Below are 12,407 nucleotides of genomic sequence, written 5' to 3'. Positions count from 1 at the left end.
TACTGAAGCGCTTTCAGGTAAATACAATTACTTCTGCGCTTCTAAAACTATGATGAAGGGATGTACATCCATGAAAAAGTTTAAAAAGTATTTTGGCTTAATGAGTGGAATTGCTTTAAGTTTATCTTTAGTTGCCTGCGGACCTCAAGACGATGCGAAAGAAGGCACTGATACTAAAGATGCGGACAAGCCGAAAGAATTACTTGTCTGGGAAGATGTTATGAAGGGTGAAGGGATCAAAGATGCCATCGCAAAGTTTGAGGAAGAAAATGATGTAAAAATTACAATGGTTGAAAAACAATATACAAAACAAATTGAGGACCTTCGTTTAGATGGACCGGCTGGTACAGGTCCTGACGTCCTAACAATGCCAAGTGATCAAATTGGTACTGCTGTTACTGAAGGCTTAATCAAAGAATTAACTGTTGATGAAGAAACTCAAGGTACTTTTACAGAAGTAGCAATGGACGCACAAAAGGTTAATGGTAAGGTTTATGGATTACCTAAGGCAGTAGAAACAACTATGCTTTATTACAATAAAGATCTTATCTCTGATGATCAATTACCAACCACTCTTGAAGGCTGGTATGAGTATTCTAAAGGTGTAGCAGATGGTAAGAAATTTGGATTCCTTGCACTTTTTGATCAAATTTATTATGCAAACAGCGTATTAAGCGGATATGGCGGGTATATCTTCGGCCTTGATGCAGATGGAAATTATGACCCGACTGATATCGGAATCAACAATGCAGGGGCAGTTGAAGGAGCACAATATATCCAGAAGTTCTACAAAGATGGTCTTTTCCCATCAGGTATTATCGGTGAACAAGGGATCAGCGTAATCGAGTCTTTATTTACTGAAGGTAAAGCAACTGCAATTATTTCAGGACCATGGAATGTTGAGCCGTTTACAAAAGCAGGCGTAAATTGGGGTGTAACCAAGTTACCAGAACTTGAAAATGGTAAAAACATGAGTGCGTTCGTTGGTGTAAAAAGCTACAACGTAAGTTCTTATTCAAAAAATGCAGAACTTGCAGAGAAGTTTGTTAAGTTTATTGCAAATGAAGAAAACTCAAAAACACGATATGAAATTACACAAGAAGTTCCGGCTGTAGCTGCTTTAGCTAGCGACCCAGTTGTTACTGAAAGTGAAGTTGCAAAAGCAGTTGCTGAGCAATCTCAATTCTCAGAATTAATGCCTAATATTCCACAAATGAACGAAGTTTGGACACCTGCAGACTCAGCATTACAAACAATTGCAACAGGAAAAGCAGAACCAAAAGCAGCACTAGATCAAGCAGTACAAACAATTAAAGGTCAAATCGAAGCAAAACATAGCGGTAAATAATTAGTAATCAAAGTAATGGTGTCAAACGCTAATTATGTTTGACACCATTACTTATATGAACTTGAAGACAAGAACCATTTATTTACATAATGGTCTTACTATAAAGAGGTGAAAAATGTGCAGCATCGTAGAATAGCCCCGCTGTTATCCATCATTCCAGGATTAGGACAATTCTATAACAAACAATGGGTAAAGGGTCTGATCTTCCTAATCCTAGGTGCTTCATTTATTGTGGCATTTAAGGATTTATTAAACATGGGATTTTGGGGACTGTTTACACTAGGAACAGAAGTACCTCGAGATAACTCTATATTCCTTCTAGCAGAAGGAATCATCGCTGTAATTGTGACTGCCTTTGGTCTGGGTATTTATTATTGGAATATCAAAGATGCTTATACCAACGGCAAATTACGAGATGAAAAAGTACCGGTAAACTCTTTAAGAAATGATTATCAAAATCTAATTGCACAAGGATATCCATATTTGATCAGTGGTCCATCCTTATTTCTATTAATCTTTGCAGTAATCTTCCCAATTTTGTTCAGCTTTGCTTTGGCTTTTACGAACTATGACTTATATCATTCACCGCCAGCAAACCTAGCAGACTGGGTTGGATTACAAACATTTGCAGAAATATTTACAGTTGATATTTGGCGTTCTACTTTCTTTGATGTTTTAGCATGGACCATCATTTGGACTCTTGTTGCATCAAGTCTTCAAGTAAGTCTTGGTATATTCTTGGCCATCATCGTAAACCAAAAGGACATCCGCTTCAAAAGATTTTTCCGTACCGTTTTGGTTTTACCATGGGCAGTGCCAGGATTTGTAACAATCCTTATCTTTGCCGGATTATTTAATGACAGCTTTGGCGCAATCAACAATGATATTTTAGCGTTTTTTGGAGTTGATCCGATTCCTTGGATGACAGATGAAATGTGGGCAAGAGTAGCACTGATTCTAATGCAGGGCTGGCTTGGATTCCCATACATCTTTATCGTAACAACAGGTGTGCTTCAGTCCATCCCTGAAGATTTATATGAAGCAGCAACGATTGATGGAGCTTCTATTATTGCTAAATTTAGAAATATTACCCTGCCAATGATCTTAATTGCCATGGCACCAATCATTATCACGCAATTTACGTTTAACTTTAATAACTTTAATATCATTTATCTTTTCAATGGCGGCGGTCCTGCGGTGGCGGGGTCAAATGCTGGTGGAACCGACATATTAGTATCTTGGATATACAAACTGACGATGCAATCAAGTCAATACTCACTAGCAGCTGCCTTAACGATTTTGTTATCCATTTTTGTCGTTGGAATCGCTCTATGGCAGTTCAGACGCACAAATTCGTTCAAAGAGGGGGCATAAAAGATGCAGACAAATATGAAAACAAATCGATTCTTTCGTCTTCTTTTTGCCTACGGAATCCTAATTTTTATGTCCGTGATCATAATCTATCCCCTGCTTTGGACAGTGGGAGCCAGCTTTAATCCCGGTAACAGTCTAATTAGTACCTCGATTATTCCGAAAAACCCAACCCTCGATCATTATCGAGAGTTGTTTGAAGGAAGACAAAGTCTGCAATATGGACAATGGTATATCAACTCGTTAAAAATTAGTTTATTTACCATGCTTGGGACCATGATTACTGTTTCATTTACGGCCTATGCCTTCTCTCGTTTCCGCTTTAAAGGAAGAAAGAATGCGTTAATGCTGTTCCTGTTATTACAAATGATTCCGCAATTTGCCGCATTGATTGCTTTGTTTGTATTAGCGCAAATCCTAGGAATGATGAACAGCCATTGGCTATTAATTCTTCTCTATATTGGCGGACAGATTCCAATGAACACGTACTTAATGAAAGGCTATATGGATTCGATTCCAATGGACCTGGATGAAAGTGCAAAGATTGACGGTGCGAGCAACACGAGAATCTTTTGGCAAATCATCCTGCCTTTATCACGTCCAATGTTAGCGGTTGTGGCAATGAACGGATTTACCGGTCCGCTAGGAGATTTCGTTTTATCATCCGTTATCCTAAGAACACCTGAAGCTTATACACTGCCAATCGGATTATATAAATTAGTAAACGATGTCATGGGTGCAAGCTATACAACCTTCGCAGCAGGTGCCATTTTAATTAGTATTCCGATTGCTATTACCTTCTTGTTACTGCAAAAGAACTTCGTATCAGGTTTAACAGCAGGCGGAACAAAGGGTTAATCAGAAAGGTAGAAGGAGAGTATTATGTCTAAACATGAAAAAACATATACAACTAAAGCGAACTTCATGCTTCATGGAGGAGACTACAATCCTGATCAATGGTTAGATCGTCCAGATATTTTGGAAGACGATATCAAACTAATGCAGCTATCTCATACAAATACATTTTCGGTTGGGATTTTTGCATGGGCGGCACTTGAGCCGGAGGAAGGAATCTACCATTTTGAATGGCTGGATAAAGTAATTGATGATATTTATAAAATTAATGGACGTGTCATCCTTGCAACACCAAGTGGGGCGCGTCCTGCATGGATGTCACAAAAATACCCTGAGGTCCTTCGTGTAAATGGTGCCAGAGTAAAACAACTTCATGGCGGTCGTCATAACCACTGTTTTACATCACCTGTTTACCGTGAAAAAACTCAGAAAATCAATCGGATGCTTGCTGAAAGATATGGCAGCCATCCTGCATTGCTTATGTGGCATATTTCCAATGAGTATGGCGGTGAATGTCATTGTGACCTTTGCCAGGATGCTTTTAGAGAGTGGTTAAAGAATAAGTACAATCATAATCTTAAAGCATTGAATGATGCTTGGTGGGGTCCTTTCTGGAGCCATACCTTTACAGAGTGGTCTCAAATCGAATCCCCTTCTTCTATTGGAGAAAGTATGGTTCATGGATTGAATCTCGATTGGCGTCGATTTGTAACAGACCAAACCATTGACTTTTTTGAAAATGAAATCGTTCCAATAAAGGAGTTAACACCAGAGGTTCCGATTACGACAAACTTTATGGCAGACACTCATGAATTAATTCCTTTCCAGGCACTTGATTACAGCAAATTTGCCAAACATTTAGACGTGATCAGCTGGGATGCATACCCTGCATGGCATAATGATTGGGAAAGCACGGCGGACTTGGCAATCCGAGTAGGTTTTATTGATGATTTGTACCGTAGCTTGAAGCAACAGCCATTTTTATTAATGGAATCAACTCCTAGCATGGTCAACTGGCATCCAGTCAATAAGACAAAGCGACCAGGTATGCATATGCTCGCATCGATGCAAATGGTGGCGCATGGTTCTGATAGTATCCTTTACTTCCAGTGGAGAAAATCCCGTGGATCTTCAGAGAAGTTCCATGGTGCCGTCGTCGATCATGATAATAGTCCAAACAACCGCGTGTTCCAAGAAGTGGCTGAAGTTGGTAAAACGCTTGAAAAGCTGGCAGATGTGGTTGGAACAAACCGTCCTTCTGACGTAGCCATTCTCTACGATTGGGAGAGCAATTGGGCCATAAATGATGCACAAGGCTTTGGATTAGAAACAAAACGATATCCACAAACCTTGGTCGAGCATTACCGAGCTTTCTGGGAAAAGGATATTCCGGTTGATGTCATTACGAAAGAACAGGATTTCTCAAACTACAAATTATTAATCATTCCAATGCTCTATTTGGTAAGTGAAGAAACCATTGCACGTTTGCAGTCTTTTGTTGCAACTGGCGGTCGTTTGGTCACGACTTATATTAGCGGGCTCGTCAATGAGCATGATTTAACTTATACAGGCGGCTGGCATAAGAAGCTTCAAGATATCTTTGGCATCAATCCTATCGAAACAGATACGTACTATCCGAGCGATCGAAACGCCGTTCAATTCCGCAACCAATCTTACGAGTTAAAGGACTATGCAACGGTTATTGAAGTGAACAGTGCTACGGTTGAAGCTTCTTATGAAGATGATTTCTATGCAGGTACCCCTGCAGTGACGAGTCATGAATATGAAAAGGGTAAAGCCTACTATATTGGCGGCCGTTTAGAAGCTGATTTCCAACGTGATTTCTACCAGGAAATCATCCATGATTTGGCGCTTGAATCTGTCTTTGATATTAAACATAATAAAGGCGTATCCGTTCAAGTAAGACAAGCCCCTGAAAGTGATTATATCTTTGTTATGAATTTTACCGAGGAAGAACAGCCTATTACCATTGAAGTCCCTGTAAAAGACGTGGTTACTGGCGAAGAGCTTCAAGGTGAATTAACACTAGAACGTTATGCAGTACGAATCGTAGAAAAAATAAAGTAAGGTTACTTAAAATATTTCGTCCGTTCTATACTCTAAGCACTGCTTACATTATGGAACGGATACTTTATTATACATTTTTCAAACAGAACCTTTTGTAAGCGTTTTATACACTATGAAAATATATCTCTAAAAATTAATAATAATATTAATGCCGTAAACAATCTATTACGGATTAATATATAGATTTTCTATTAAAGTGTTGAGAAAGGTGTGGTAATAAGAAAAATTTCTTACTATAACTATGAAAGGTGGAGAGGTTAAGCACCATAGATTGCTAGATTACTAATTTAAAAGGGGACTCTTGGTTTATGAAAAAAATGAGAAGAATATTTGTTTCGGTACTTACGCTAGTTATGTTATTCTCCATACCTTTTTCTAACGCTACTTTGCCTATTAGCTATGCAGAAGGTGTACCGGTTACTATTGAAGGTGGGAATTTTTCAATGGCTCCTGGGGATTTCTCAGTCCTAAAGGCTAATGTTCAAGACGGAGTCACATTAAAGGAAGTTAAATGGAGTGTCAATAAAACCAATATCGTTAATCTTGATTCAAAGACTGGAAGAATTGATGCGATTGGCAGCGGAAAAGCAACAATCACATTAACGGCAGTGGATCAGAATGATAACACCTATTCAACCTCTAGCGATGTAACGGTTTCAGGCGGACCAACACCAATTGTTGAGCCTATTCCAGCACTTCAAAATAACAATCGTCCTGATTTCATGATGGGTGCAGATATTTCTTCCCTATATCAAATTATGGAAGCAAATAAAAAGTTCTATGATACAAATATGAAAGAGTCCCATCTATTTGATATTTTAGCTGAAAATGGTGTGAACTGGGTTCGACTACGCGTATGGAATGATCCATATGATAAGTTTGGAAATCCATATGGCGGTGGTAACAGCAACATGGACACCACAATCGAGCTTGCTAAACAAGCAAAACAAAGAGGCATGAAAATCTTTGTTACCTTCCACTACAGTGATTTCTGGGCACATCCAGGGCAGCAGGTTAGACCGAAAGAATGGTCAAACTTAACTGGACAAGAACTTGTTGATGCAGTAGGGAAATTTACTACTGATTCTCTAAATAGGATGAAGGATGCTGGTGTTTATCCAAATATGGTTGGAATCGGTAATGAAACCAACAGTAATATTGTTGATGTAAACTTTGGACTTAATGCTAATGGTGATATGCATCCAACTGCTGTAGATGTGTTTAAAGCTGGTGCTGCGGCTGTACGAAATACAGATCCAAATGCAAATGATCCAGAAAATAAAGCATTGGTTTCGTTCCACCTTGCAAATGGCAATAACACAACATTGTATAATCGTTTTACTTTAGCTTTGCATAAGAACAGTGTGGATTATGATGCAATTGGAGCATCTTATTATCCATCATGGCATGGAACGTATGATCAGGTACTAAACAATCTAAACAATATAACCAAAACATATGGAAAGTTTGCATTTATTGCTGAAACTGCATACCCTTGGACAATTCGCGAAGATGCCGGGGATGACATTCCTCAGAATTTCAAGCATGGTGATGTAAGTACAGTTGGTTTGGCTGCTTCTGTACAAGGACAAGCTACTGCGCTTCGTGAAGTACTGAATGTGGCAGCAAGCATTGAAAATGAAAAGGGCCTAGGTGCTTTTTATTGGGAACCAGCATGGTTACCAGGATCTGAAAATGGCTGGGCTACTCCGTATGGAACTGGTTGGGAAGTTGCGGGCTTATTTGATATTAATGGTTATGCCCTGCCTTCCGTACAAACTTTTAAACTTGTAAGGGGCAACCAGACAGTACCTTCTAATGCAAACGATTACGCATATGGCTGGGAAACACAGGTTGTTGTTAATAAAGGTCAGACACTTGCTATGCCTAGCACGGTTATCGCTGTTAAGCATAACGGTATGATGGGTGATACGAAACGTACAATTACAAAACAGCCAGTTATTTGGAATGCTGACGATGTGGCACGTGTAGATGTTAATATCCCTGGTGAATACATTGTATTTGGAAGTGTAGCGGGGATTGAAAACAATACATTTGCACATATAGTTGTAAAAGAAGCTGCAACAGCAGAAACTCCAACTTTTAGTCTCGCAAACGGTTCTTCAGTAGCAGGAATTGGTAACGGTTTATCCCATTCTACAAGACATGTTGTAGAGGGTGCTGGTTATATTGAATTGAAAACTGCAACGCCTAATGCTGGTATTTTCTTTACTTTAGATGGTGCGAATCCGCTTAATGGCAGTGGTTCAACAAGAGAATTTATTGGTGCCCCATATATTAAGGCAGCTGATTCGATTCGAGTGTACTCTGGTCCGATTCAAATTTCACAAAATGTAAAGATTCAAGCAGTATCAAAACGTATGGGGTATAACTATGTTTCTGGAAGCTGGGGCAGTGATCTTACGATTCTAGGAAACAGCCCTATTGTTACAGCAAGCTATAAAGCAGTCTATGATTATAGCAAGCATCTTTTGACGAATGGTGGGTTTGAAACAGGAGATCTAAGCGGTTGGAATTTAACCACTGAAGCTGATACAGCGAGTGTTGTTACTCCTGAAGATTATGTGAAAAATGCCTATGCTGGAGATCGTTCATTCCAGTTTACACTAAACCCGGGTGAAGGACTTGAACTAAGTCAAGAAGTTGATGTTCCAAACGGTGTATATAGTCTTTCTTTGTATGCAAAAGGAGATCATCAGACAACTGATGAAACAAAGATGAATTTATCTGCAATATCAAGAGGTCAAGAATTTACTAGTAATATAGAAACAATAAATGTAACTGGTGGTGCGATGATTTGGAGGAAATACTCCGTTAACAATATCGAAGTTAGAGACGGTAAATTGACTATTAGCTTCGATGCGTTATCAAGTGGAACATACACTGGAATTATTGATCATATTGTTCTTGAAAAAGTGGATATTGGATTGTCACAAGCTGATAAAGCTGGACTAGCATCAGCTGTGTCTGGAGGTCAATTACTAGACAGTGAAATGTATACTTCTGAAAGTTATGCAGGTCTTGTACAGGCGTTGAATACTGGATTAGCTTTACTAGAGGATTCAGGTGCGCTTCAAGGTGAAGTGGATGCTGCAGAAGCGGCAATCTACGAAGCGATTGAACTACTAGAGTTGAATATTGGTAAATTAGAAGAATTAATAGAATCAGCACGTGCCACCTCAAATGAAGAAGGTACGTACACTGAAGCAACATATAAAGCATTACAGGAAGCAATCACAGCAGCAGAAGTAGCGGTTGAGACGGTAGATACTGAAGCAACATTAAAGGCGGCTATCCTTGCACTGCAGGCAGCGATTGATGGTCTAGAATTGGTAAAGCAAAGTCCAATAGACCAAGATAAAGATAAAGATAAAGATAAAGATAAAGATAAAGATAAAGATAAAGATAAAGATAAAGATAAAGATAAAGATAAAGATCAAGCACCTAATCAAGACAAAAATGATAATAAAAATGGAAAAGATAATGAACTTCCCAATACAGCAACATCTATGTACACGTTGTTACTAATCGGTATGTTATTGTTGTTGGCTGGAGGGATAGCGTTATATTTAGTAAAGAGAAAAAAAGAAGTTCATAACGTTTAAATAAGTGTGAATACGAGGGTCCCTCTCAAGGGATTCTCGTATCCTTACAATCGGATATACTAGATAGAATCATCTATCTTTTATATAAACTTTAAATAATTACTAGATAGTAAAGAAAGGTGATGGAACAGATGAAGAAAAAAGGCATCAACAGAAATAAGTTTTTTACAATTCTAGTTGCACTTATTTTGGTTTTTAACTTATTTGGTTTATCAAGCAATAGTAGTTTTGCTGCAAGTTCGACCCAGTACCTAGAAAATGGCGGTTTTGAATCAGACTTTTGGGCTGATGGTTCATGGACAGTAGAAACGGCAAACTGGGACGGATTCACTGCAAATCCATCTACAGGTGATAAATTTGAAGGAAATTCATCCTTTAACTATTGGATTAAAGATACCGTGACTGGAACACAATCCTTTACGGTAAAACAGACGGTTGCTTCACTTCCAGCAGGAAGCTATGAATTAACAGTTAAATCCATGGGTGGTACAGGTAAAGAAGCAGGGTTGGTGAAGCTATTTGCTGGTGAAACAGTAATTGAGCCGACTGCAACTACAGGTTGGGGAAATTGGGGCACGGTAACATTGCAATTCGAATTAACCGAAACGGCTTCAAATGTTTCGGTAGGGGCAGTTGTTACTGGAGAGCCAAAAGCTTGGGGTTATTTAGATAACTTTAGCTTAACTTCTACAAATCTAGTAACACCTGCGCCAATAGATCCAGTGGAAGCTGATATTTTTGTAAAAAAAGTAGATGGTATGAGTGATGACTTTATTAAAGGTGTCGACATTTCTAGTATTATCTCATTAGAAAACAGCGGCGTGAAATTTAAGAATGAAGCTGGCGTTGAACAGGACATCTTTAAAACAGTAGCGGATTCTGGCGTGAATTATATTCGCGTACGTATCTGGAACGATCCTTTTGATACGAGTGGAAATGGATATGGCGGCGGAAACAATGATTTAGAAACCGCAATCGAAATAGGAAAAAGAGCCACAAAATATGGAATGAAGTTATTAGTGGACTTCCACTACTCTGATTTCTGGGCAGATCCAGCAAAACAGCAAGCACCAAAGGCTTGGGAAGGCATGAGTTTTGAAGAAAAGAAAACAGCACTTTATAACTATACAAAAAACAGCTTAGAAGCGATGCAGGCTGCAGGTATTGAAATTGGCATGGTCCAAGTGGGAAATGAAACCAATGGTGGATTAGCTGGTGAAAAAGATTGGACAAAAATGAGTGCTTTATTCAATGAAGGAAGCAAAGCAGTCAGAGCAGTAGATCCAACTATTTTAATAGCTTTACATTTTACTAACCCTGAAACTTCTGGACGATATGCAAGTATTGCAAAAACATTAAATGATAATGGTGTCGACTACGATGTATTTGCAAGCTCATATTATCCATTCTGGCACGGAACATTATCTAATTTAACATCTGTTTTGAAAAATGTTTCAAAAACTTATGGTAAAAAAGTAATGGTGGCCGAAACATCTTATGCCTATACTGCTGCAGATGGAGATGGGCATGGCAATACAGCACCGAAGGATTCAGGTCAAACATTAAATTACCCTATTACTGTTCAAGGGCAAGCGACGGCTGTTCGTGACGTAATTGAAGCGGTTGTGAATGTAGGAGAAGCAGGAATTGGTGTGTTCTATTGGGAACCAGCATGGCTGCCAGTAGGTCCTCCAAATCAATTAAAGCAAAATAAAGCTATTTGGGAAAAGTATGGATCTGGCTGGGCAACGAGCTCCGCTTCAGAATACGATCCGCATGACGCAGGTGCATGGTACGGTGGAAGCGCAGTAGATAACCAAGCATTATTTGATTTCAATGGTAATCCGCTTCCATCATTAAACGTTTTTAAATACGTAAATTCAGGTGCGGTTGCTCCATTAAAAGTTGATGAAATTAAAGATATTACCGTAAGTGCTAATCTAGGAGATGATATTACTTTACCGGCAACTGTTACAGTAACATACAATAATGGTACAAAAGGAACTACTCCAGTTACTTGGGATGCTGCAGCATTAGAAGCAGCAATCAACAGCGGCGCAGGAACTTACGTGATAAATGGTGTTGTCGAGGGGGGAGCAGTAAAAGCCCGTCTTACAATTAAACCTGAAAACCTAGTAGTTAACCCAAGCTTTGAGAATAGTGACAGATCTATGTGGGCAATCATTCATGGTGAGGGCGTAACCCCACATGCAACTTTCAAATCAAATGCTGCAGATGCTAAATCAGGGGATTACACTGTTCATTTTTACTCAGGTGTAGGTGTTGATTTCAAGGTAGAGCAAATGATTACAGGCTTGGCTCCAGGATATTATAATCTGTCTATGTTCCTTCAAGGCGGAGATGCTTCAAACTCAGAAATGCATCTTTATGCAAAAACAAGTGATGAGGAGTTAAAAACCAATACTTCAGTAAATGGCTGGACAGTTTGGAGAAACCCGCAAGTAACTGAAATCCTTGTTTTAGATGGCACAATTACGATTGGAGCCAGCATTAAAGCAAATGCAGGTGCATGGGGTACTTTAGATGACTTCTATCTTTATAAAGTAAGAGATTATGTGAATGAACCAGCTCCAGGTGAAGGAGAAGAGCCAGGTCAAACTCCAGGAGAGGAAACTCCGGGTGAAGGAGAAGAGCCAGGTCAAACTCCGGGAGAGGAAACTCCGGGTGAAGGAGAAGAGCCAGGTCAAACTCCGGGAGAAGAAACTCCGGGTGAAGGAGAAGAACCAGGTCAAACTCCGGGAGAAGAAACTCCGGGTGAAGGAGAAGAACCAGGTCAAACTCCAGGAGAAGAAACTCCAGCTGTTGAAATCCCAGGCCAGACTCCTGTGGACCAGCCGGGACAAACACCAAACCCAACGACTGGAGAGGAAACGAAAGAAGGCAGCAAGCTGCCAAACACAGCAACAAATATGTATAACGGCTTACTGTTAGGCTTACTGTTAATGGCAGCTGGAACAGTGTTATTCATGGTAAGAAAGTTTAAAAGAGTAAAATAATTATTTGCACTAAGTCTGGCCTTATTATGAGGTCAGACTTTTTGTGATATGTACATTCGGCTAGATATAACTTAAACTTAAATAATTGGTAATTATGCTATA

Annotated in this window: 6 protein-coding genes; all 6 read left to right on the top strand. The window is 39.3% G+C overall.

Annotated elements, in window-relative coordinates:
• Nucleotides 1–70 precede the first annotated feature (70 nt).
• The 6 genes from ganS (at nt 71) to BTR25_RS05470 (ending at nt 12,305) form a co-directional block, all read left to right on the top strand.
• On the top strand, nt 71–1,348 hold the full coding sequence (ganS, locus tag BTR25_RS05495) for a galactooligosaccharide ABC transporter substrate-binding protein GanS (RefSeq protein WP_075686927.1): 1,278 nt from the start codon (nt 71–73) through the stop codon (nt 1,346–1,348).
• A 117-nt stretch (nt 1,349–1,465) separates the two neighbouring features.
• Nucleotides 1,466–2,722, top strand: a complete 1,257-nt coding sequence (gene ganP, locus BTR25_RS05490) for a galactooligosaccharide ABC transporter permease GanP (protein WP_075686925.1) — start codon at nt 1,466–1,468, stop codon at nt 2,720–2,722.
• 3 nt (nt 2,723–2,725) lie between these two features.
• The gene (ganQ, locus tag BTR25_RS05485; protein WP_139311177.1) at nt 2,726–3,577 is read left to right on the top strand and encodes a galactooligosaccharide ABC transporter permease GanQ; all 852 of its coding nucleotides are present in this window, start codon (nt 2,726–2,728) and stop codon (nt 3,575–3,577) included.
• Nucleotides 3,578–3,598: 21 nt separating this feature from the next.
• Nucleotides 3,599–5,662 carry a beta-galactosidase GanA gene (locus BTR25_RS05480; RefSeq protein ID WP_139311176.1) on the top strand — a complete coding sequence of 688 codons (2,064 nt, stop codon included), beginning with the start codon at nt 3,599–3,601 and terminating at the stop codon, nt 5,660–5,662.
• A 308-nt stretch (nt 5,663–5,970) separates the two neighbouring features.
• Nucleotides 5,971–9,288 carry a glycosyl hydrolase 53 family protein gene (locus BTR25_RS05475; RefSeq protein ID WP_075686921.1) on the top strand — a complete coding sequence of 1,106 codons (3,318 nt, stop codon included), beginning with the start codon at nt 5,971–5,973 and terminating at the stop codon, nt 9,286–9,288.
• A gap of 131 nt (nt 9,289–9,419) precedes the next feature.
• On the top strand, nt 9,420–12,305 hold the full coding sequence (locus BTR25_RS05470) for a glycosyl hydrolase 53 family protein (RefSeq protein WP_075686919.1): 2,886 nt from the start codon (nt 9,420–9,422) through the stop codon (nt 12,303–12,305).
• The last annotated feature ends 102 nt before the right edge of the window (nt 12,306–12,407 follow it).

This window comes from Bacillus sp. MRMR6 (genome assembly GCF_001940785.1).
Lineage (GTDB): Bacteria > Bacillota > Bacilli > Bacillales > Cytobacillaceae > Neobacillus.
This window is presented reverse-complemented; position numbering and strand designations above follow the sequence as displayed.

What these genes read in the sequence shown, in the direction of transcription:
- ganS (WP_075686927.1), top strand. Translation starts at nt 71, where the DNA reads ATGAAAAAGTTTAAAAAGTATTTTGGCTTAATGAGTGGAATTGCTTTA.
- ganQ (WP_139311177.1), top strand. Translation starts at nt 2,726, where the DNA reads ATGCAGACAAATATGAAAACAAATCGATTCTTTCGTCTTCTTTTTGCC.
- BTR25_RS05475 (WP_075686921.1), top strand. Translation starts at nt 5,971, where the DNA reads ATGAAAAAAATGAGAAGAATATTTGTTTCGGTACTTACGCTAGTTATG.
- BTR25_RS05470 (WP_075686919.1), top strand. Translation starts at nt 9,420, where the DNA reads ATGAAGAAAAAAGGCATCAACAGAAATAAGTTTTTTACAATTCTAGTT.